Origin of the sequence: Microbispora sp. CL1-1 (assembly GCF_012034195.1) — a bacterium.
Taxonomy (GTDB): Bacteria; Actinomycetota; Actinomycetes; order Streptosporangiales; family Streptosporangiaceae; genus Microbispora.
Window position 1 is genome coordinate 331394 of sequence record NZ_JAATEK010000004.1, and the last position, 19278, is coordinate 350671.

Consider the following 19278-nt stretch of genomic DNA (forward strand, 5'->3'; position numbering starts at 1 on the left):
AAAATCGAGATTAGCGGACCTGGCGGACACCGGGCGAGACGATCACCCGGTCGAGCAGGACGAAGGCGAACTGGACGGCCAGGGCGAGCGCGGCCACCAGGACCGCTCCCCCGACCACGTCCGCGTAGGTCTTGGTCGCCAGGCCGTCGATGATGAACCGGCCGAGACCACCCAGCCCGACGAACGCCGCCACGGTGGCGGTCGAGACGACCTGGATGGCGGCGAGGCGCAGGCCCAGCAGGATGAGCGGCAGCGCGACCGGGGTCAGCGTGCGGAACAGCACCTGACGCCCGCGCAGGCCCATGCCGTACGCCGCGTCGCGCAGGTCGGCGTCCACCCCCCGCACGCCCTCGTAGGTGTTCACCAGGATGGGCGGCACCGCCAGCACGACCAGCGGGATCAGCACCGGCAGGACGGTCCCCACGCCCGCCAGCAGCACCACGAGCACGAGCAGGCCGAGCGTCGGCAGCGCCCGGGCGGCGTTCGCCGCGACCACGACGAGCAGCGCGCCGCGGCCCGTGTGGCCGATGAGCATGCCGAGCGGCACGGCGATCAGCGCCGCGATGAGGAAGGCCGCGGCCGAGAACTCCAGGTGTTCGAGCAGCCGGACCGGGATGCCGTCCGGGCCCGACCAGTGCCCCGCGTCGCCGAAGAAGTCGGCCAGCCAGTTCACGCCGTCCTCCTCGCCCGGGACCAGGGAGTCAGCAGCCGCTGGGCGAGCACGAGCAGCCCGTCGGCGAGCACGGCGAGCAGGACGATGAGCGCGATCCCGACCACGATCGGCGTGTAGAACTGCCGCTGCCAGCCGTCGATGAACAGGTTGCCCAGCCCGCCCTGGCCGATGAGCGCGCCCACGCTGACCAGGCTGATGCTGGACACGGTCGCGACCCGCAGCCCGGCCAGCACCACCGGCGCCGCGACCGGCAGCTCGACCCGCAGCAGCCGGCGCGCGGGCCGGAACCCCATCGCCACCGCCGACTGCCGTACGGAGTCGGGCACCGAGGCCAGGCCGTCCACCACGGCGGGGATCAGCACCGCGAGCGCGAAGAACGTCAGCGGGATGACGACGGTCGACCGGGTGAGCCCGGTGATCGACAGGAAGATCGAGAACAGGACGAGAGACGGCAGCGAGTAGGTGACGTTCATCAGCGCGGCGGTCGGCTGGTAGAGCCAGCGCCAGCGTACGCAGGCCAGGCCCAGCGGCAGCGCCACGACCAGCCCGAACAGCACGGGCAGGAAGGCCATGACGACGTGGTTCTCCAGCAGGGCGCTGATCGCGGTGGGGCCGCCGTTGTCCCAGTTGCGCGCGATCCAGTCCCAGCGGACCAGGGGCTCGTCGGTCACGTGGGCGCCCCCTCGGAGGCGCCGCCGCTCGAAGCTCCGGGTGCGGGGCCTGAGGCGGGCGGCGCGTACTCGGCGAGCAGTTCGTCGATCGCGTCCCGGCCGGCCACGCCGCGCATGCGGCCCTCCTCGTCCACGGCGATCGCGGTGCCGTTGGGGGACAGCAGCGCCGCGTCGAGCGCCGCGCGCAGCGAGTCGGTCTCCGGGTTGAAAGTTCCGTGGGCGGCGAGCCCCTCCGCGGTACGCCAGCCGAGCGGCCTGCCGTCCTCGTCGGTCACCAGATCGGGCGGCGCCGGGCGGAGGCGCACCTCCTTGGCCGAGATGAACGACAGCCGCCGGATGCCGCGGTCGCGGCCGAGGAACTCGCGGACGAAGTCGTCGGCGGGCTCGGTGAGCAGCGTGGCCGGGCCGGCCATCTGGGCCAGCCGCCCGCCGACGCGCATGACGGCCACCGTGTCGCCGAGCTTGACCGCCTCGTCGATGTCGTGGGTGACGAACACGATCGTCTTGCGCAGCTCCGACTGCAGCCGCAGCAGCTCGTCCTGGAGACTGGCCCGCACGATCGGGTCGACGGCGCTGAACGGCTCGTCCATGAGCAGCACCGGAGGATCGGCCGCGAGCGCCCGCGCCACGCCGACGCGCTGCTGCTGCCCGCCCGAGAGCTGGAAGGGATAGCGGCCGGCCAGGCCGGGATCGAGCCCGACCAGGTCGAGCAGCTCCATCGCGCGGGCGCGCGCCTTCTTCTTGTTCCAGCCCAGCAGGTACGGCACCGTCGCGACGTTGTCCACGATCTTGCGGTGCGGGAACAGGCCGGCCTGCTGGATCACGTACCCGATGCCGCGCCGGAGCGTCGGCGGGTCGATCTCGCGCACGTCCTGACCATCCAGGGTGATGCGGCCGGAGGTGGCGTCGATCATGCGATTGATCATCCGCAGCGACGTGGTCTTGCCACAGCCGGACGGGCCCACGAACACGGTGATCGCACCGGTGGGCACCTCCAGGCTGAGCTCGTCCACGGCCACCGTCCCATCCCGGTAGCGCTTGGTGACGTCTTCGAACGTGATCACGCCATCTCGCCCTTCGAAAGAGTGTGCGATCAACCCAACACCGGGAGGCCCCCTCGCTCTTCCCTCCGAACCCCTCGGATATCCCACGCGCCCCGATCCGGACACAACACCCGCCGGTCAGCCTACGGCGGGATCACCCGAAATCCGGGCCTAGATATCTATCAATAGGGCATCTCATGATGCGTGACGCGGTGATGTGTTGGCATGATTACTCTCACGCCTCTCCCGTCCCTCCGCCGCGTCCCTCAGAACGGACCAGCCAAGAAACTCAGAGGAGCCGGTCGTGACTGCACCGCTCACCGGTCTGCGCTCCAGGAGCGAGCTCATCGCCGAGCTCTACGAGCGTCACGCGGCGGGGTTGTTCGCGTACTGCCACGACCAGCTCGGTGAGACGGCGTCCGCCGCCGACGCCGTGGTGGCCGTCTTCACCACCGTACCGACCGCCGAGCCGCCCTCGCGCGCCGCGCTGTACGCGCTGGGTCGGCGGGAGATCTACCGCCGCGACGTCAGCTACGCGATGCCGGCCGTCGACTCCGTCGCCGACCCCGCCACCTCCTTGATCGAGCGGGTCTTCCGTGACATCCGGCCGCACCAGCGCGAGGTCCTGCTGCTGGCTGAGGTGTGCGGCCTGACGGCGCACGAGCTGTCGGTGGTCCTCGACGTCGCGGCCGACACCGCCGAGGAGCTGATCGCGGGCGCGACGCGCCGCTTCGCCAAGACGCTGGAGACCGCGGTGACCGCCGCGAGGTCGGCGCCGTTCGTGCCGCCGGGCGTCGCGGAGGTCTACGACGCCATCGGCGTCTCCCCTCTCGGCGACGTGCTGGCCCGGCTGCCCTGGCGCCGCCCGGCCGCGTCCGTACGCGACCGGGTGCTGGCGGCGCTGCCGTACAACGAGCCGGGCAGCGCCACGACGGAGAAGTCCTCCGGGCTGGTCACCAAGAAGCTGTGGCCGACCACCCCGACCTGGCCGCTGCCGCTCAGCGACCCCGACCAGGTCACCAACACGTGCGTGGTCAAGGCCGACGCCATCGGGCAGCCGCAGGGCTCCCGGCGCAAGGCGAAGCACGAGGCGGCCACCGAGCCCATGCCCCGGCTGCGCGGGGCGCTGCTCAACTCGCTCGGCGAGGGCCGGCTGCGCAGGAAGCGCGCCGCACGGTCCGCGCCCACAGAGCGGCCGGACGAGCGCGCGGACAAGCGGCCGGCCCAGCGCCCGGCGGCCCTGACCGCGCCGGTGGAGCCGCAGGCGTCCCCCCAGGCCTCCCCTCCGGAAGCCGCGCAGAGCCCGCAGAGCACGCAGATCACGCCCATCGCACCCGCCGCACCGCCGCCCGCTCCGGACGTCGCGCCTGCTCCCGAGCCGTTCGACGCCTTCGGCACCACCCCTCCCCGTACGGATCCGTTCGAGGCCTTCGGCACGGGCGCGCGCCCCTTCGACGCCTTCGGGACGTCCGGCACGCCCCATCCGGTGGAACCGTTCGACGCCTTCGGCAGCGCGCCGCCCACGGAACCTTTCGATCCCTTCGGCACGGCACACCGCCCTGCGGAACCGTTCGACGCCTTCGGCACCGCGCGGCCCACCGAGCCGTTCGACGCCTTCGGAGCCACGCCGCAGACGTCCGGCACGCCTCGTCACGCGGAGCCCCTCGACGCCTTCGGCACCGCACCGCGTCCCGCGGTGCCTTCGGACGCCTCGGGGGCCGCCGGCCCGTCCCGCCCGGCGGAGCCGCTGGACGCGTTGTTCGACACGCTGCGTTTCGCCGTGCCCTTCGACGCGTTCCGTACGGCCGATCCCGCGGACACGTCGCGACAGGGCGAGTCCACCGGCACGTTCCCGACGACCGAGGCGGCGCCAGGCTTCCCTGGGACCCAGGAGTCGTCCGGCTTCCCCCGGGTCGAGGAGCCGGCCGACGAACCTCCGCTGACGCCGCCCGCCGAGGCGCTCTTCCCCGCTCCCTCCCCTGCCGCCTCCCCTGTGGACGCGTTCGCTCCCGCGCCGTGGGAGGCCGCGCGACCGGCCGAGGAGCCGCAGGTGGAGACGGCGGAGCCGGTGAAGCCGGTGGAGACGTACGGTGCGCGGGCCGTCGAGGCGTCTTCGACGGAGAACGACGTCCTGATCCACCCGGCCGTCGCCGCGCTCTCCGTGCCCCGGCCCGCCGCCCCGCGCCGTCCCGCCCGCAAGCACGCCGGCCGGACGTCCGGCGGCAGCGGCGCGAACAAGAGCAAGAGCACCGGCAACGCGACGCGCAAGAGCACGAGCAAGAGCAAGGGCACAGGCACGGGCACCCGCAAGAGCCGCCGGGGCAAGGGCGACCGGCACTACGACTGGCTGTGGGAGGCCGTCGGCATCCTGATCTGCCTGATCATCGCGCTGATCGTCTTCTTCAACGTGCCGACGGTCTTCACGCCCTGATCCCGGAACGCCCGCAACACCCGGGACACCCGGAACGCGCGCACCCCCCGAAAACCGCTGCCGGGCGCGTGCTCAGCGGGGTGGTCTGGGCAGCCCGAGCCCGAGCATGGCGATCAGCTCCCGCTGCACCTCGTTGACGCCGCCGCCGAAGGTGAGCACGAGGCCGCCCTTGACGCCCCGGTCCACCCGCTCGATCAGGTCGCGCGTCTCCTCGTCGTACGGGTCGCCGAAGCGGGCCAGCGTGTCGCCGACGATCCGGCCGACCTCCTGCACCCGTTCCGAGGCGTAGATCTTGGTGGCCGACGCGTCGGGGGCGCCCAGCCAGCCGAGGTCCATCGACGCCGCGACCTGCCAGTTGAGCAGTTCGTTCGTGCGGAAGCACGCGTACACCCCGGCGACGGCCCGCCGTACGTCGGGGTGATCCCACAGCGGCGCGCCGTCGCGTCCCCGGCCGGTCTTCGCCCAGCGGGCGAACCGGTCGAGGGTGTGCCCGATGGCGCCGGCGGGCCCGAGCGTGACGCGTTCGTGGTTGAGCTGGCTGACGATCAGGTCCCAGCCCTTGTCCACCTCGCCGACGACCATGTCGAGCGGGACGCGCACGTCCGAGTAGTACGTCGCGTTGGTGTGATGGCGGCCGTCCATCGTGACGATCGGCGTCCAGGAGAACCCGGGGTCGGTGCAGTCGACGATCATCATGGTGATCCCGCGGTGTTTCTTCGCCGCCGGATCGGTGCGGGCCGCCAGCCAGATGTGGTCGGCGTGGTGCGCGCCCGAGGTGAACACCTTCTGGCCGTTGACCACGTAGTGGTCGCCGTCGCGCACCGCCGTCGTCCGCAGCGAGGCGAGGTCGGTGCCCGCCTCGGGCTCGGTGTAGCCGATCGCGAAGTGGCACTCCCCGGCGAGGATGCGCGGCAGGAAGAACTCCTTCTGCGCGTCCGTGCCGTAGCGCATCAGCGTCGGGCCGACCGTCTGCAGCGTGATCAGCGGGTAGGGCACCTCGGCCCGGGCGACCTCGTTGGCGAAGATCTGCTGCTCCACCGGGCCGTATCCGCCCCCGCCGTACTCCTTCGGCCAGCCGAGGCCGAGCTTGCCGTCGCGGCCCAGCCTGCGGCAGTGCGCCAGGTACGCCTCGCCGAACGGGTCGCGGGCGATCTCGGCGCGCTGCTCGGGGGTCAGGCACGACGCGAAGTAGTCGCGCAGGTCGTCGCGGAGCCGCCGCTGGTCCGCCGTCAGCTCGATGAACATCAGATCAGCGCTCCGATCAGGTCGAGCTGGGCCCGCTCACCGCCCAGCAGGTGGGCGAGGTGCTTGCCCAGGCCGAAGTAGCGGTGCAGCGGATAGGTCACGTCGAGACCGATGCCGCCGTGCAGGTGCTGACAGGTGTAGAGCGCGCGTACGGCGTCCCCGGCCGCGGTGTGGGCGGCGACGGCCAGGTCCCGCTCCGCGGGCAGCCCCTCGCCCAGCCGCCACACTCCCGTCCACATGGCGACGTCGAGCGCGCGTGCGGCGATGTAGACGTCGGCGATCTGCATGGTCACGGCCTGGAACTCGGCGAGCACCCGGTCGAACTGCCGGCGCGCGGCGATGTGTCCCTTGGTCAGCGCGAGCGCGCCCGCGAGGACTCCGGAGGCGGCCGCGGTGACCGCGGCCAGGGTGTTCAGCCGCAGCGCGGCGACGGCCGCGCCGTCCGGCTCCCCCACCATCTCGCCCGGCGCGTCCTCCAGGACGACCGCGGCCGCGGGCTCCCCGGCCGCCGTCGAGGCCGGCAGCAGCCGCGCGTCCGCGGGCCGCACCAAGAACAGCGCGGTCCCGTCCGCCGACCGCGCGGGCACGAGGACGGCCGACGCCTCGGCGGCGTACGGGACGACACCGGGCCGCCCGGTGATCCTGCCGTTCTCGGCGATCGCGGCGGGCGGGTCGCCCGTGCCCGCCCCGGCCTCGCGGAAGGCGACGGTGAGCACCTCGTCTCCCTCGGCGAACGGCGCGAGCGCCCGGCGCTGGGCGTCCGTGCCGTGCGCGGCGACGGTCAGCGCGGCGATGAGGCCGGGCAGCGCGGGAACCGGCGCGACGCGGGCCCCCGCCTCGCGCAGGATCACCGCCATCGCGAGCGGGCCGAGCCCGGCGCCACCCGCCTCTGGCGGCAGGCACACCCCGAGCAGGCCCGCCTGTGCCAGCGCCTTCCACGCCCCCGCGTCGTACGGCCGGCCGCCGCGCTCGTGCGCCTCGATCCTGGCCTGGTCCGCCTCCCGGTCCAGCACCGACGCGGCCAGCGCGCGCACCTCGGCATGGGTCTCGTCGAGGTCGAAGTCCACCGGACCTCCCGCGTGTTCCACGGACCTGCCTGCGGGGCGGGAATCCGCCCAGAACCGCAAACTAGAACGGATTCTAACCTGTGTCCAGGGTAGGGCTCACGAACCGGTAGCGACGCACGGCCGAAACAAGAAAGTCATAAAGCCGCCAGCGCCTTTTGTGACCGGCGGGTAACCATCCGGAAGGGGCGGAAATCAGATAACGTGTTCCTATGCGCACTTCGCATGCACTCGCCGACGCTCCACCACCACTTCCCGAGGGCCCCTCCTCTGCCGGCGGCCATCCGGCTCCGGCCGCTCCCGGGGTCCGCACCCGGAGCCAGCACCAACGGCGCCGGCGCATCGTCCAGGCGGCGGCCGCCCTCGCCTCCCGTGGAGGCGTCGAGGCGATGCAGATGCGCACGGTCGCCGAGCGCGCGGGCGTCGCCCTGGGAACGCTCTACCGCTACTTCCCGTCCAAGATGGACCTGGTCGTGGCGGTGGTCGGCGAGGAGATCGACCTGCTGGAGTCCAGCATCGAACGGCGTCCGCCGCAGGCCGCCAACCCCGCGGGCCGCGCGGTCGACGTGCTGATGCGGGCCACGCGGGGCCTGATGCGCGAGCCGGAGCTCGCCGACGCGCTCATCCGCTCCCTGATCATGGCGGAGGTGGAGGCGCCGTTCGGCGACCGGATGGCGAGCCTGCTGCTGCGGGTCGCGACCGAGGGCCGCACGGTGAGCCTTCCCCCGGAGGACCAGCTCGCCCTCACCGGCTCCCTGGCGGGGGTCTGGGTGCAGGAGTTGCTGGAGATGCTGCGCGGGCGGCGCACCTACGAGCAGATCCAGCACCGGATCGAGATCGCGGCCGATCGGCTGCTGGCGGGTTTCTAGAATTTCCTTCCGTCGCCCGATGAAATCCGGCGATACACCGGCCACGCCCTCGGGTAAGACGGATATGCACGATAGGGTGAGCCGTCGTCTCCTGCTAGAACGAGTTCCACTCCAACTGGATTGAAATTCCAATTGCCCGAAAGCGCTTGGACCGGGTCTGCGGGTTCTGGTTCCATGACAGGATGACGAGCCCCCCTGACATCCCGGCGGCCCGGCAGGACGCCGCCGCTCCCCCCACTCCCTCCGTCCGCGCGGCCTGGGGACCGCTTGCCCTGTCGTACGCGACGGCACAACTCGTCGAGGTGTTCCTGCACGAGGGGTCGCACGCGCTGGCCGCCCGCGCGCTGGGATTCCATCCTGCCATCGGCCAGTTCGTCGAGTTGCACGTGCCCTCGCCGGAACGGGCGCACGAGGCCCTCGTGGCCGCGGGCGGCCCGATCGGCAGCCTCGTCACGGGCCTCGTCTGCTGGGCGCTCTACCGCCGGCGCGGGCCCTCCTATCCGCGCCTGCTGCTCATGTGGCTGGCGATGACCGGCATCACGGCGTTCCTGGGCTATCTGGTGGTCATGCCGCTGCTCACGGTGGGCGACACCGGCGTCATCGCCCGGCTCTACAACGTGCCCGTCGCCGTGCAGTTCCTCGTCACCGCCGCTGGGATGGGGCTGCTCTATCTGGTCACCCGGCCGTTCAGCCGGATGTACCTCGACTCGCTGCCCGCGAGCGTGCCGCTGGACACGCCGCGCGACCGCAAGGCGTCCGTGACCCGCCTGTGGATCCCCTACCTGATCGGCCTGGCGCTGCTGGTGCCCGCCGGGCTCGGCGGCGACCCCGAGGTGGTCTTCTACGGCATTCTCGGCTGCTGGGGGCCGGGAATGGCGCTGGTCGGATTCATGACGGTCAATGCGGGCCGGCCGTACGAACGCGAGAATCGGACGGACGCGGGCTGGCGGCTTCCCCTGTGGGCGTTCGCCGGCTACGCCGCCGTGGTGGCGTTTTATCTGCTCGTGCTGCGGCCCGGCCTGAATATCTGACCCCCGCAATACGTATACGTACGCTCCCGCATCGGAATACGTAATAACCGGAACCGCGCTGGACGGCCCCCGGAAAGATGGCCGATGATGCGTTCGGCGCATTCTTTTCTTTCCGGGGAGCCGTCATGGGACTGAGCAACATCCGCCTCATCGTGCCGCTGGTCTACGCGGTCGCGGTCGTCGTGTCGCTGATGATCGACACGACCGTGGGCACGGTCGTCGTGATCGTCGGCGCGCTCCTCGTGGCGGCGTTCTTCATCTGGTTCCGTCCCCGGAGCGGCACCGGCCGTCCCTGACGCCGAACAGCGCGCCCCACGGGTCGCGCAACACCGCCTCCCGCCCGTCGTCCGCCGCCTCGGCGACCCCGCCGCCCGCCCGTCGCGCGGCCAGGGCCGCCGAGTGCACGTCGTCCACGAGGAAGTAGGACACCCACTGAGGGGACGCGCCGGCCGGCACGCCGCGCAGCTCCCGTCCGGGCGCCGCCTCCTCCCCGAAGAGCCCGGCGTAGAACGCGCGGGCGCCGCCGGGATCGGCCACCCTCAGCTCGTGGCCGCAGGTCGCGCCGCACTCGTCGACCACGACGATGCCCTCCGCCCAGTGCCCCTGCCAGAAGCCGACCGACGCGCCCGTCGTGTCGACGGCGAACAGGAACCGCCCGTTCTCCCCGGCCGGGAGCGGCCCGAGCACCACCGCGCCGCCGAGCTCCTTCACCCGCGCGGCCACCGCGTCGGCGTCCTTGGCCGCCAGGTAGGTGTTCCAGGTGGCCGTCAGCCCCCGCCCCGGCGGCACCTGGCCGAACCCTCCGACGACCTCCCCGGCCCGCCGCGCCAGGCGGTAGCCGTACTCCTCGGGCTCGTCGAAGGTCCAGCCGAACAGGGCCGCGTAGAAGTCCCGCGCACCCTCCGGGTCGGCCGCCATGTAGTCCACCCAGCAGGGCGAGCCCTGCGCGTACGTCTCACGCCTGGGCATCCACCGGGCTCCTCTCCAGATGCGACCGGATGAGCCGCGCGGCGGCCTCCGGGCGTTCGATCAGGCACAGGTGACCGGCGTCCGCCATCTCGGCCACCCGGCAGCGGGGGACGAGCGCGCCCAGCCGCTCGGCGTTGGCCGCGAACGTCGGCATCTCGGCGTCCCCGACGAGCACCAGGGTGTCGGCCCTGATCGAGGCGAGCGCCTCGTCGGTGTGCGTGTGCCGGTGGAACGCCGCCATCGCGCCGGTGCGCAGCTCGTCCCAGCCGTGCCGGGCGATGACGGTCCGCAGGCTCGCCCGCAGCCGGGGGTGCGCCTCGGTGCCGCGGAAGATGTCGGGCGGGGAGGACATCCAGACGTCCGCAAGCGCGGCGCCGTCCGCGCCGATCCGCCGCAGCGCCATCAGCTCGCGATAACGCGGGGCCGTCCCCGGCTCGCTGGGGGCGCCCGCGATGGTGGGGGCCGCCACGACGAGACGCCGTACGACGTCGGGGGCGTCGACGGCGAGCTGGATGCCCACCAGCGACCCGAACGACAGGGCGACGACGTCGTGCGCGCCCTCGGCCCGCGCGACATCCGCGATCTCGGCCGCGAGGCCCGGCAGCGTCGTGCCGGGCCGCATCGGGCCCGACCCTCCGTGGCCCGGCAGGTCGATGCCGACGTGGCGGCGTCCGGGCAGCAGCGCCCACAGGTCGCGCCAGGTGGTGGAGTCCATCGTGTAGCCGTGGATCCACAGCACGGCCGGGCCGCTCCCGATCGCGTGCACCCGCATCACGACGGCTCCCCGGTCGCCGAAGGGGTTCCGGCCGGCGGGACGGCGCCGAAGGTGGCGCAGAACCGGCGGAAGGCCAGCACCGGCCGGTCTCCGGCGTCGTAGCGCTGCGGCGCGTCCGGATCGAGGTGGTCCCAGACGACGCGGTCCTGCTCGAAGGCGTACTTCGCGCCGTGGACCAGCGCGTCGAGCGCCTCCGCGCGCTCCGGCCGCAGGGCGATGGCGACCCGCCCCACGCAGCCCTCGCGGGTGGGCACGGCGCCCGTGATGATCGTGTACGGCGCGTCGGCGGTGCCCAGCTCGGTCATGACGAGGCTGGGGCTGAAGGCCCGGGCGTAGAACCGGGAGGCGAAGTCGAGCCGGCGCTCCCGCTCCCACGGCGGGGCCTTGGTGCGGAACTCCCCCTCGATCGCCATCTCGCCGTCCGGGCCGGGCGAGACCCGCATGCCGACCACCCGGGGCACGAGGTGCACCTGGTGGAAGTGCTCGGCGTCGAAGGCGTTCTCCACCACGTATTCCGAAGGGACCGCCACCGGCTGGATCACCGCGCTCACCACGATGTTGCCGTCGGCCACCTCCTTGATGGCCCGCTGGAAACCGCGGTCGTCGTCCGCGGACAGCCGTACGAACACGGCCGCGCCCGCCCGCTCGACCGCGTATTCGGCGACCGACCAGCGCCGCGCCGTGTCGCCGAGGGACACCCGCTTGCCGTGGAAGGGACAGATCACGCAGTCGCCGTCCAGGGTGCCGCCGTGGCCCAGGGCCGCGCCCCGGTGCGGGCACAACCCGTCGAACACGCGGACGCGCGACCCCTCCCGTACGGCGAGCAGCCTGCGCCCGCCGAGCATCAGGGGGTTCAGCCCCTCGGCGAGCTCCTCCTCGAACGCCAGCAGATACCAGCCCGTGTGCACCTTCATCGCCCTACCGCCTCCAGCACCTCTCCGGCCGCGCGGTCACCGCTGGCCATGGCCGCCTGCACCATCGGGACGCCGGGGGCCGTGGCCTCTCCGGCGAAGAACACCGTCGCGCCCATCGGCTCCGCCCACGCCGCCCGCGCCCACAGCGCGCCGACCCGGGGATAGGTGAACGCTCCGGTCGCCCAGGCGTCCGCTCCCCAGTCGGCCGCCTCGACGTGCTCGGGCCGGGCGTTCCCGGCCCAGGGCAGCACCCGGCCCAGCGGGGGCGGCCCTTCGCGGGCCGCCTCGCGCGCCCGCGCGGCGGCCCTCGCCTTGGCCACCACCAGGACGCGTGTGCTGCCCGCGGTGCAGGTGACGAAGCCCAGGCCGCCCTCGGCGTCGAACACGACGGCCGACTCGGGGGCGGGCCGCGACAGCGTCACCACCCCGCACCAGGCGTCGCCGAGGCGCAGCGACTCGGCCGCCGCCCGCTTGCGGTCCGGCAGGCCCGCGATCGTGAGCGTCCCGTCCGCGACCACGGGCGGGGGCACGGTCACCACCGCCGCCGCGGCCGTCACCGCGCCGTCGTCGAGACGGGCCTCCACCCGGCCAGGCGACCAGGCGATGCTCCTGGCCGGGCAGCCGGGCCGTACGTCGAGGCCGTGGGCGAGCGCGCCGGGCAGCCGGTCGAATCCGCCGCGTATGGCGTAGCGGCCCTCGCCGACGTCGTCGGCGAGGCGTCCGGCGGCCATGCCCGCCGCGCTGAGCGACTCGGGGTCGGCCGCCCAGTTCTGCCGCAGCCATTCGGCCTGGTCTCCGGAGACGAGCCGCCCCGCGACGGGCACGTCCTCGCCCGGGTCGCGCAGCAGGCTCTGCTCGACGGCCCACGGCGGCTGTCCGCGCCGGGCGAGCACGCCCAGCGGCAGCACCCTGCCCTCCGCGGCGACGAGGGCCTTGCCGGGCCGCACCGGCTCGGCCGCGTCCGGTTCGAGCACGTCCCAGACGGGGTTGCGGTCGCCGTGGACGACCTGCGCGCCGAGCTCCATCTCCGGCCCGCCGTCGGCGGGCCGGTGGGTGCGCACCCGCCCGCCGACGCGGTCTCTGGCTTCCAGCACCGTGACGGTCAGACCGGCGGCGCGCAGCCGCCGCGCGGCGGTCAGGCCGCTGACGCCCGCGCCCACAACCACTACATCGACCCGCATCGCTGCCTCCCATGCGCCCGTCCGGTCCGCAGTTGTTCGCATTCATCCCGGCGGCGACGGCTCTGTAGTAGCGTGGCCGTGCCGTGATCTTGTGACTTGTGATCGTGCGACTCGTGATCTTGTGACTCGTGATCTTGTGACCTCAGCCCCAGGGGATCGCCGATGACCGCTTTCCGCCGGCTTCCGGCCGGTCTGGCCCATCCGTTCTCGCCGGCCGGCAGGTCCGACCCGTATCCGGCGTACGACTGGCTGCGGGCCAACGATCCGGTCCACTTCGACGTCACGACCCGGATGTGGCTGCTCACGGCACACGAGCACGTCGCGAGCGCGCTCAAGGACCCCCGGTTCTCGGCCGAGCTGGGGCAGCGCGAGCGGGTGCGCGACGACGACCTGCCCGCCTCGATGCTGACCACCGACCCGCCCGACCACAACCGGCTGCGCGCCCCCGGCATGGCCCTGCTCGGCCCCGCCGCGGTGCGCGAGCTCGCCACCGGCATCACCGCCGTCGTGGACGGCCTGCTCGACGGGCTGGCGGGCGAGATCGAGGTCACCCGTGACCTGGGTGAGCCGTTCGCGACCGGCGTGCTCGCGCGGACGCTGCTCGTGCCGCGCGAGGACGAGGCGGCCTTCGCCGACCTGGCGCGGCGGGCCTCGGTCAACCTCGACCCGCTGGCGGGGCCCCAGGCCGCGCGGGAGGGCCGCGTCGCGATGGGCGAGCTGACCCGTTTTCTCGACGCGCACGTGGCGCGCGGGCCCGGCGGGTCGATCGCGCGGCTGGCCGCGGACGAACGGCTGACGCGGCCCGAGATGCTGGGCATCCTCTCGCTGGCCGTCGTCGGCGGCTGGCGCCCGCTGGCCGAGATGGTGGGCAACGCGCTGTTCTGGCTGCTGCCGCGCCCCGAGGCACTGGCGGCGCTGCGGGAGGGCGGCGACGACGTCGCCCGTACGGCGGTCGACGAGCTGCTGCGGCTGGAGGCGCCGATCCCCTTCACGGCGAGGGTGACGACGGCGGAGGTGTCCTTCGGGGACGCGGTCATCCCCGCCGGCGCGCGGGTGCTCGCCGTGGTCGCGGCGGCCAACCGGGACCCCGCCGTCTTCGACCACCCCCACGACCTGGTGCCGACCCGGTCTCCCAATCCCCACCTCGCCTTCGGCGCCGGCACCCACTTCTGCCTGGGCGCGCCCCTCGTCCGGCAGGCCGGCGCGCTGCTGCTGCGCGGCCTGGCCGGACGTTTCCCCGCGATCCGCGCGGACGGCGCCCCGCCCGCCTGGGCGCCCGTGCTCGTGCCGCGCCGGCTGGGCGAGTTCCGGGTCCGGCTCTCCTGAGCGTCAGCGGACGTTGGGCCCGCGCCAGCGGAAGGTCAGGAAGCTCAGCGCGAGCCCGGCCAGGCACCACGCGGCCAGCACGAGCGCCACGCGGTCGAGCTCCCAGACGCCCGCCGGCTCGACGTGGGCGAAGTCGTTGGGCAGGAATACCGAGCGCAGCCCCTGGGTCATCCACTTGAGCGGGAACAGCGCCGCGACCGTCTGCATCCACGCCGGCAACTGGCTGTAGGGGAAGAACACCCCCGAGATGAACTGCAGCACCAGGAACGGCAGCGTGACGATGGCCGAGGCCGACCTGGCGTTGGGGATGACCGAGCTGAACGCCACGGCCAGCAGCGTGCAGGCCACCCCGCCGAGCAGCAGCACCCACACGAGCGTCTCCCACCGGGCGGCGGTCGAGGGCAGCGGCAGCCCGAACGCCAGCACGGCCACCGCGAGCAGCAGCACCGTCTCCAGGGTGCCGGTCACGGCCACCCTGACCACCTTGCCGACGAAGTAGGCCGACTTCGGCATCGGGCTGGAGGCCAGCCGGCGGATCATCCCGGTGTCGCGCTCGATGGCGACGCTGATGGCCAGCCCGTTGAAGCTGACGCTCATCACGCCGCAGGCGATGATGCCCGCGATGAACATCTGCTTGAAGTCCGTGTGGGTGCCGGGCACGGTCCCCGAGAAGATGGAGCCGAGCACGACCAGCAGCACGATGGGCAGCAGCAGCGTGAAGACCAGCGACTGCCGGTTGCGGAAGAACGACTTGAGCTCGACCGACGAACGCGAGACGGCCGCCCGCCACAGGATCGAGCGGGCGGGATTCAGCACCATCCCGCTCTCCTGGGTGAGGACCGCGTCGGGAGCGTTCATCACACGACACCGCCTTCCTGGTTGCTCCGGATGAGGTCCAGGTAGATCTCCTCCAGCGACGGCCGGTGGATGCGCAGGTCCGGCAGCTCGCGCACGCCGGAGGCGGCCGCCCAGGGCAGCAGCGCGGCCATGGCCTCGGTGGGGTGGTGCGTGCGTACGACCACCAGGCCCTCCGCCTCCTCCACCACGGCGTCGTCCGGCAGCGTGGGCAGGCCCGCGGCGAGCCCGTCCGTCCTGGTGAAACTGACGGCGGCGGGTGTCGCGCGCCTGCCGCCCAGCTCGGCGACCGGGCCCGACTCGACGACCCGCCCCCCGACGATGACGGCCGCCCGCTGCGCGAGCGCCTCGACCTCGTCCAGGTAGTGGGTGGTGAGCACGGTCGTCTTGCCACGGTCGGCGAAGTAGCGGACGAGGTCCCACGCCTCCCTGCGGGCGACGGGGTCGAGTCCCGTCGTCGGCTCGTCCAGGAAGATGAGATCGGGGTCTCCGACGACGCCGACCGCGACGTCGAGCCGCCGCGCCTGCCCGCCGGAGAGCGACTGCGCCTGCTTGCGCGCCTGTTTGCCGAGGCCGACCATGTCGATCACCTCGGCCACCGGCAGCGGCGCGGGGTAGAACGCCGCGAAGTGCTCGACCACCTCGCGCACGGTCAGGTCGGTGTACGCGCCCGTGGTCTGGGGGACGACGCCGATCCTGGCACGCCACTCGGGCGCGTCCTCGGCCGGATCGCGGCCGAGGACGCGCACGTCGCCGGATGTCCGCCGGCGAACCCCCACCAGGATCTCCACCGTGGTGGTCTTGCCGGCGCCGTTCGGCCCGAGGAGGGCGAAGACCTCGCCGCTCCGCACGTCGAGGTCCACCTCCTCGACCGCGTTCACCGGGCCGTACCGCTTGCGCAGGGAGCGCACGTGGACGGGGTTCGCCTGCTCGGCGACCATGGACATGGCCTAGCCCTCCGAGTGGTGGTGGTGACGGTCAGGTGACGATCAGGTGCAGCAGCAGCAGGGGCAGCAGCAGCAGTTGATGTCGATCGCCTCGACCGCGGACGCGCCGGCGGCGATGGAGTCGAGGTCGCCCTCGCTCAGCTCGGCCATGTCGACCTGAGGCGTCTCGGGGATGTGCAGCTCGAAGCGGCCCGTCTCGAGGCCCCTCTCCCAGAGCGCGACCTGCACCTCGATGTTGCTGTCGTGGTGGCCTTCGGGAATGTTGCGGACGAGGACGACCTCGGCTCCAGCGGGCAGCTCCAGCCCGGACTCGGCGAGAGCCGCGCGGGGGTCGGAGTCCAGCCGCGCCGAGTATTCCTCACTCGACCACGCGGTGATGAGAACGCGGGTGTAGGCGTTCACGAATTCCGCGCGCTGTCTGGGGTCCAAAGACATTGCCTGCCTCCCGGCTTTCTTTACGGCGATGTCCGCCGCTTTCGAAATGAAGTCTTACACGGCGATGCGGGAACGGCACAGACTTAATTTTCCCGCCGCCGGCATAAGTATTGAGGCCTCGAACGGCGCGGACTATGCTCCGATCAGGAAATATCACCGAGTACGTATTCGCAGTCGATCGCATGCGCAATTCATAAGCGAATACGTATTCAGAAAAAGTGAGGGTGGGCATGGCCGATACGCACAGCGGTTACGTATCCCTGCCGCCGGGTCCGGACGGCGCCCAGAGTCTGCGCAGCATGCGGGAGGACCCGCTGCGCTTCGTCACCGAGATGGCCGCCTGGGGCGACGTGACGAGACACGAGGCCGAGGGCGCGCCCGTCTACATGCTGCACCGGCCCGACCTGGCCCGGCGCGTGCTGAAGGACAACGGCGCCAACTACACCAAGGACCGCACGCCCGACGACGACATGCTGCGCCCTCTGCTCGGCAACGGCCTGCTGACCAGCGGCGGCGAGGAGTGGGCCAGGCAGCGCAAGATGATCGCCCCGGCCTTCCGCCCGACGGAGGTCGAGCGGTTCGACCAGATCATGACCGACGCCGCGGCCCACCTGGCCGAACGGTGGCGGCGGGCCGGCGAGAACGGCGAGGCCGTACGCGTCGACCACGACCTGACCGCGCTCACGCTCACCGTCATCGCGCGGGCCATGCTCGGCGCGGACATCGCGGGCGTCGGCGACGGCTTCGGGCGGGCGGTCGACGAGGTCAACCGCTTCATCGGGCACTTCGACCCCGCCTCCGAGGGAGGCGGACGGGAGGGGTTCCGCCGGGCTAAGGCGTTCCTCGACGCCGTCACCCGCACGATCGTGGCCGCCCGCCGGGCCACCGGCCAGGAGAACGACGACCTGCTCGGCGCGATGCTGGCCTCGGGGCACGCGATGACCGCGACCGACCTGCGCGACCAGGTGCTGACGATCGTCATGGCCGGCCACGAGACCACGGCCAAGGCCCTGACCTGGACGCTCTACCTCCTCGACCGTCATCCCGGCGCGGCCCGGGCCGTACGCGCGGAGGTGGACGAGGTGCTGGGCGGCGGCCGCACCCCCACCGCCGCCGACCTGCCCCGGCTGACCGCCTGCCAGCGGGCGATCAAGGAGGCCATGCGGCTGTATCCGCCCGTGTGGCTCATCTCCCGGCGCTCCGTCGAGGCCGACGTCGTCGGCGGATACGCCATACCTCCGGGCACGCTGGTGTGCGTCAGCCCATACGTACTCCACCGGGATCCTCGGTACTGGCCCGACCCGGAGACGTACGCACCGGACCGGTTCGCGGCCGAGCACACCCACGCCGGGCACCAGTACCTCCCCTTCGGCGGCGGCCCGCGGGTGTGCGTCGGCCGCCATTTCGCGCTGGTCGAGGCCACGCTCGTGCTGGCCGTGCTGCTGCGCGCCGTGCGCCCCGAGCTCGTCCCCGGCTTCCCGGTCGAGCCCGAGGCCCTGGTCACGCTGCGCCCCCGGCACGGCATGCTCATGGTCCCGCGCCCCCGGGACGGGCGGAGCGAGCCGTGACCGCCGCGACGGGCGCCGGGTCGTACGACCCGGCCACGACGACCGCCGGGGGGCTGCACGGCGAGCTGGCCCGCCTGGAGGCCCAGGCCGAGCTCTCCTTCGACGAGGAGCTGCGGATCCTGCTCGACGTCGGCGTCCCGGCGCCCCTGCTGGAGCTCGGGGCGGGCTCGGGCGCGGTCACGCGGCGGCTGCGGGCCGCCCTGCCGGACCTGCCCGTCGTGGCCGCCGACATCGACACCGCGCTGCTCGCGCACGCGGCGGACGCCCGGGCCCCCCTGCTCGGCTGCGACGCCGTACGGCTGCCGCTGGCGGACGCGTCCGTGGGCACGGTCCTGCTCCGATACGTGCTGCAGCACGTGGCCGACCCCGCCGCCGTGGTGGCGGAGGCGCTGCGGGTGCTGCGGCCCGGCGGGCGGCTGGTCGTGGTCGAGGTGGACGCGATGCTGTGGGGCCTGGCCGACCCGATGTATCCCGAGATGGCCGGCGTGCACAACCGCATGACCGGCGCGCAGCGGCAGGCCGGCGGCGACCGGCTGATCGGGCGCAAGCTCACCCGGCTCCTGCGCCGTGCGGGCTTCGGCGGCGTGGTGCTGCGCCCGTTCGCCACCACCAACGACGACCGCCCCACCGAGGCGTTCGCCCCTCACCTGGGCCCGGAGCGGCTGGCGCCGCTGGTCGCCTCCGGTGCCCTGACCCTGCCCGAGCTCGCCCTGGCGGCCGACCGGTGGCGGCGTTTCCGCGCCGACCCCGACGCCTGGGTCATGCTGCTCGGCCTCGTCGTCGCCGGGACCGCACCGGGTGGTCCCGCCGCATCCGAACGGAGTACGTCATGAGCCCCTTCTGGAAGATCTTCGTCGCGATCTTCTGCTACATCAGCGGCATCGTGGGCCTCGGGCTGGCCGTCGCCAACGCCAGCGTGAAGCCGCCCGCCACCACCCACGCCTTCGTGTACGGCGGGCTCGGCGTGGTGTTCCTCATCGCCGGAATCGTGCTCAGCCGCAGGCCCCGCTACTGACCGCACACCAACCGCCGGCGACACCAACGCAGGTTCGCACCCTGGACCTGCCACCAGCAGAACAGCAGCCGAGAGGCCCTCCGGGGCCTCTTCTGCCTTCCTGGCCCCCGCAGCCGACGAGGCCGCACGAACCCGGAGGGCAGGAGTGCACCAGCCGCAGCGTGTGCGCGCGGATCTCCCGGAGCTGGTCTCCGGTTAGCTGGTCGACCAGCCGGTGCATGTCCTCGTACTCTTCAGGGGCGGCAGCCGTCATGGCACCGAGGTTA

General features: G+C 73.0%; 20 protein-coding genes. 8 read left to right on the forward strand and 12 right to left on the reverse strand.

The window, feature by feature from the left end; genetic code table 11:
* Positions 1 to 10: 10 nt before the first annotated feature.
* From HCK04_RS07530 to HCK04_RS07540, 3 genes are read right to left on the reverse strand one after another with little or no spacing between them, the layout of a single operon-like run.
* A complete protein-coding gene (locus HCK04_RS07530; RefSeq protein ID WP_142646228.1) occupies positions 11 to 673 on the reverse strand; it encodes an ABC transporter permease subunit in 663 nt (220 codons plus the stop codon).
* The gene (locus tag HCK04_RS07535) at positions 670 to 1344 is read right to left on the reverse strand and encodes an ABC transporter permease (RefSeq protein ID WP_142646230.1); all 675 of its coding nucleotides are present in this window, start codon (positions 1342 to 1344) and stop codon (positions 670 to 672) included. The genes HCK04_RS07530 and HCK04_RS07535 overlap by 4 nt, the downstream gene beginning before the upstream one ends.
* On the reverse strand, positions 1341 to 2408 hold the full coding sequence (locus tag HCK04_RS07540) for an ATP-binding cassette domain-containing protein (RefSeq protein ID WP_142646232.1): 1068 nt from the start codon (positions 2406 to 2408) through the stop codon (positions 1341 to 1343). The genes HCK04_RS07535 and HCK04_RS07540 overlap by 4 nt, the downstream gene beginning before the upstream one ends.
* Before the next feature lie 283 nt (positions 2409 to 2691).
* Between HCK04_RS07540 and HCK04_RS07545 the strand changes: the two genes are divergently transcribed.
* The gene (locus HCK04_RS07545; protein ID WP_142646233.1) at positions 2692 to 4818 is read left to right on the forward strand and encodes a hypothetical protein; all 2127 of its coding nucleotides are present in this window, start codon (positions 2692 to 2694) and stop codon (positions 4816 to 4818) included.
* Between the two features lie 72 nt (positions 4819 to 4890).
* On the opposite strand, the gene HCK04_RS07550 is transcribed toward HCK04_RS07545, so the two are convergent.
* Positions 4891 to 6063, reverse strand: a complete 1173-nt coding sequence (locus HCK04_RS07550) for an acyl-CoA dehydrogenase family protein (RefSeq protein WP_142646235.1) — start codon at positions 6061 to 6063, stop codon at positions 4891 to 4893.
* Complete coding sequence (locus HCK04_RS07555; RefSeq protein WP_142646237.1) at positions 6063 to 7130, reverse strand: acyl-CoA dehydrogenase family protein; 1068 nt, start codon at positions 7128 to 7130, stop codon at positions 6063 to 6065. The genes HCK04_RS07550 and HCK04_RS07555 overlap by 1 nt, the downstream gene beginning before the upstream one ends.
* A 209-nt stretch (positions 7131 to 7339) precedes the next feature.
* Here HCK04_RS07555 and HCK04_RS07560 point away from each other — a divergent pair, with 209 nt between their 5' ends.
* The 3 genes from HCK04_RS07560 to HCK04_RS07570 all read left to right on the forward strand — a co-directional run bounded on the left by HCK04_RS07560 (position 7340) and on the right by HCK04_RS07570 (position 9323).
* Positions 7340 to 7996, forward strand: a complete 657-nt coding sequence (locus HCK04_RS07560) for a TetR family transcriptional regulator (protein WP_142646239.1) — start codon at positions 7340 to 7342, stop codon at positions 7994 to 7996.
* A gap of 182 nt (positions 7997 to 8178) precedes the next feature.
* Complete coding sequence (locus HCK04_RS07565; protein WP_142646240.1) at positions 8179 to 9027, forward strand: hypothetical protein; 849 nt, start codon at positions 8179 to 8181, stop codon at positions 9025 to 9027.
* 125 nt (positions 9028 to 9152) lie between these two features.
* Positions 9153 to 9323 (forward strand): hypothetical protein, encoded by a 171-nt coding sequence (locus tag HCK04_RS07570; protein ID WP_168065714.1) that lies wholly within the window; start codon positions 9153 to 9155, stop codon positions 9321 to 9323.
* Here the strand turns inward: HCK04_RS07570 and HCK04_RS07575 are convergent.
* Genes HCK04_RS07575 through HCK04_RS07590 form a run of 4 tightly spaced genes read right to left on the reverse strand, consistent with a single transcriptional unit; the run spans position 9283 to position 12908 of the window.
* On the reverse strand, positions 9283 to 9996 hold the full coding sequence (locus HCK04_RS07575; RefSeq protein WP_142646242.1) for a VOC family protein: 714 nt from the start codon (positions 9994 to 9996) through the stop codon (positions 9283 to 9285). The genes HCK04_RS07570 and HCK04_RS07575 overlap by 41 nt on opposite strands.
* A complete protein-coding gene (locus HCK04_RS07580; protein ID WP_240971162.1) occupies positions 9983 to 10768 on the reverse strand; it encodes an alpha/beta hydrolase in 786 nt (261 codons plus the stop codon). The genes HCK04_RS07575 and HCK04_RS07580 overlap by 14 nt, the downstream gene beginning before the upstream one ends.
* The gene (locus tag HCK04_RS07585; protein WP_142646246.1) at positions 10768 to 11685 is read right to left on the reverse strand and encodes a Rieske 2Fe-2S domain-containing protein; all 918 of its coding nucleotides are present in this window, start codon (positions 11683 to 11685) and stop codon (positions 10768 to 10770) included. The genes HCK04_RS07580 and HCK04_RS07585 overlap by 1 nt, the downstream gene beginning before the upstream one ends.
* Positions 11682 to 12908, reverse strand: a complete 1227-nt coding sequence (locus HCK04_RS07590) for an FAD-dependent oxidoreductase (protein WP_142646249.1) — start codon at positions 12906 to 12908, stop codon at positions 11682 to 11684. The genes HCK04_RS07585 and HCK04_RS07590 overlap by 4 nt, the downstream gene beginning before the upstream one ends.
* Before the next feature lie 120 nt (positions 12909 to 13028).
* On the opposite strand from HCK04_RS07590, the gene HCK04_RS07595 reads away from it, so the two are divergent.
* Positions 13029 to 14192, forward strand: coding sequence for a cytochrome P450 (locus HCK04_RS07595; RefSeq protein WP_142646250.1), 1164 nt, complete (start codon positions 13029 to 13031; stop codon positions 14190 to 14192).
* Positions 14193 to 14195: 3 nt separating this feature from the next.
* Here the strand turns inward: HCK04_RS07595 and HCK04_RS07600 are convergent, their stop codons facing one another.
* From HCK04_RS07600 to HCK04_RS07610, 3 genes are read right to left on the reverse strand one after another with little or no spacing between them, the layout of a single operon-like run.
* On the reverse strand, positions 14196 to 15050 hold the full coding sequence (locus HCK04_RS07600) for an ABC transporter permease (protein WP_240971095.1): 855 nt from the start codon (positions 15048 to 15050) through the stop codon (positions 14196 to 14198).
* The gene (locus HCK04_RS07605; RefSeq protein ID WP_240971097.1) at positions 15050 to 15994 is read right to left on the reverse strand and encodes an ABC transporter ATP-binding protein; all 945 of its coding nucleotides are present in this window, start codon (positions 15992 to 15994) and stop codon (positions 15050 to 15052) included. The genes HCK04_RS07600 and HCK04_RS07605 overlap by 1 nt, the downstream gene beginning before the upstream one ends.
* A gap of 42 nt (positions 15995 to 16036) precedes the next feature.
* Entirely contained in the window at positions 16037 to 16429 is a 393-nt protein-coding gene (locus tag HCK04_RS07610; RefSeq protein WP_205829950.1) for a hypothetical protein, read from the reverse strand.
* Between the two features lie 230 nt (positions 16430 to 16659).
* On the opposite strand from HCK04_RS07610, the gene HCK04_RS07615 reads away from it, so the two are divergent.
* The 3 genes from HCK04_RS07615 to HCK04_RS07625 are packed head-to-tail and all read left to right on the forward strand — an operon-like array spanning position 16660 to position 19012.
* Positions 16660 to 17997, forward strand: coding sequence for a cytochrome P450 (locus HCK04_RS07615; RefSeq protein WP_142646252.1), 1338 nt, complete (start codon positions 16660 to 16662; stop codon positions 17995 to 17997).
* Entirely contained in the window at positions 17994 to 18830 is an 837-nt protein-coding gene (locus tag HCK04_RS07620; RefSeq protein ID WP_168065716.1) for a methyltransferase domain-containing protein, read from the forward strand. Before HCK04_RS07615 ends, HCK04_RS07620 begins: the two co-directional genes overlap by 4 nt.
* The gene (locus tag HCK04_RS07625; RefSeq protein WP_079320568.1) at positions 18827 to 19012 is read left to right on the forward strand and encodes a hypothetical protein; all 186 of its coding nucleotides are present in this window, start codon (positions 18827 to 18829) and stop codon (positions 19010 to 19012) included. Before HCK04_RS07620 ends, HCK04_RS07625 begins: the two co-directional genes overlap by 4 nt.
* The last annotated feature ends 266 nt before the right edge of the window (positions 19013 to 19278 follow it).

Excerpts from the sequence above, each read along its gene's own strand:
- HCK04_RS07550 (WP_142646235.1), bottom strand. The coding sequence starts at position 6,063 with ATGTTCATCGAGCTGACGGCGGACCAGCGGCGGCTCCGCGACGACCTG.
- HCK04_RS07575 (WP_142646242.1), bottom strand. The coding sequence starts at position 9,996 with ATGCCCAGGCGTGAGACGTACGCGCAGGGCTCGCCCTGCTGGGTGGAC.
- HCK04_RS07565 (WP_142646240.1), top strand. The coding sequence starts at position 8,179 with ATGACGAGCCCCCCTGACATCCCGGCGGCCCGGCAGGACGCCGCCGCT.
- HCK04_RS07560 (WP_142646239.1), top strand. The coding sequence starts at position 7,340 with ATGCGCACTTCGCATGCACTCGCCGACGCTCCACCACCACTTCCCGAG.
- HCK04_RS07600 (WP_240971095.1), bottom strand. The coding sequence starts at position 15,050 with ATGAACGCTCCCGACGCGGTCCTCACCCAGGAGAGCGGGATGGTGCTG.
- HCK04_RS07585 (WP_142646246.1), bottom strand. The coding sequence starts at position 11,685 with ATGAAGGTGCACACGGGCTGGTATCTGCTGGCGTTCGAGGAGGAGCTC.
- HCK04_RS07615 (WP_142646252.1), top strand. The coding sequence starts at position 16,660 with ATGGCCGATACGCACAGCGGTTACGTATCCCTGCCGCCGGGTCCGGAC.
- HCK04_RS07610 (WP_205829950.1), bottom strand. The coding sequence starts at position 16,429 with ATGTCTTTGGACCCCAGACAGCGCGCGGAATTCGTGAACGCCTACACC.
- HCK04_RS07580 (WP_240971162.1), bottom strand. The coding sequence starts at position 10,768 with ATGCGGGTGCACGCGATCGGGAGCGGCCCGGCCGTGCTGTGGATCCAC.
- HCK04_RS07605 (WP_240971097.1), bottom strand. The coding sequence starts at position 15,994 with ATGTCCATGGTCGCCGAGCAGGCGAACCCCGTCCACGTGCGCTCCCTG.
- HCK04_RS07570 (WP_168065714.1), top strand. The coding sequence starts at position 9,153 with ATGGGACTGAGCAACATCCGCCTCATCGTGCCGCTGGTCTACGCGGTC.
- HCK04_RS07595 (WP_142646250.1), top strand. The coding sequence starts at position 13,029 with ATGACCGCTTTCCGCCGGCTTCCGGCCGGTCTGGCCCATCCGTTCTCG.
- HCK04_RS07625 (WP_079320568.1), top strand. The coding sequence starts at position 18,827 with ATGAGCCCCTTCTGGAAGATCTTCGTCGCGATCTTCTGCTACATCAGC.
- HCK04_RS07590 (WP_142646249.1), bottom strand. The coding sequence starts at position 12,908 with ATGCGAACAACTGCGGACCGGACGGGCGCATGGGAGGCAGCGATGCGG.